Origin of the sequence: Sulfuriflexus sp., from assembly GCF_032250955.1 — a bacterium.
Taxonomy (GTDB): domain Bacteria; phylum Pseudomonadota; class Gammaproteobacteria; order AKS1; family AKS1; genus Sulfuriflexus.
This window is the reverse complement of record NZ_JAVVES010000144.1, coordinates 1-630: the sequence shown is the minus strand read 5'-3', so window position 1 is coordinate 630 and position 630 is coordinate 1. Positions and strand designations below refer to the sequence as shown.

Here is a 630-nt window from a genome sequence, read left to right as displayed (position 1 = left end):
ATGCCGGATTCTACGTATTCGATGGCGGCCTCGGCGGCGGCCTTTTTCATTTCGTCCTGGTTCATTCTTATCACCTCATCCAAATCAGACGGCAAACAATACCGAAAAAATGGCTTTTTTGCTATATGTAGGTGTTTATAGAGATCGAGTAAATAACGCAAAGCTCGCCAAGACGCAGAGGTCACAAAGTAACCATAAGTCGATGAAATGGTCTTCTCCTTCCTTTTGCTGATGGTTGATATCACCTCCATCATGGCGCAGCGACGCCGTTTATAAAGGGGGGAGGAGACCATTTCATCGACCTTGTTACTAAAGGAACGTCGGAATGACTAGCATAAATCGATATATTTTTATTTCTTACTTCGCGTCCTCTGCGCCTTGGCGGACTTTGCGTCAAAAATCGAAAATAAGATGGACTGTTAGCTGAGTTTTGCACCGGTTTACTATTCAACGATTTATATCTGCCCACTATTCTAGTATCTTGTGCCTATGCTTAAAGAATATGAAAAACGTATCAAGGCGGCCTGTGAGACGGTCTATGACGTGGCGAACCGTACCCCGCTGGATGCCGCCCCGCGCCTGTCGGAGAGGCTGAATAACGAGATCCTGCTCAAGCGCGAGGATTTGCAG

At 46.5% G+C, this 630-nt stretch carries 1 protein-coding gene; it reads right to left on the bottom strand.

Annotated features, from left to right (window positions below; translation table 11 throughout):
* A partial coding sequence (locus RQ738_RS13625; protein ID WP_314165864.1) for a hypothetical protein occupies positions 1-293 on the bottom strand: 293 nt, incomplete at its 3' end.
* Positions 294-630: the final 337 nt, after the last annotated feature.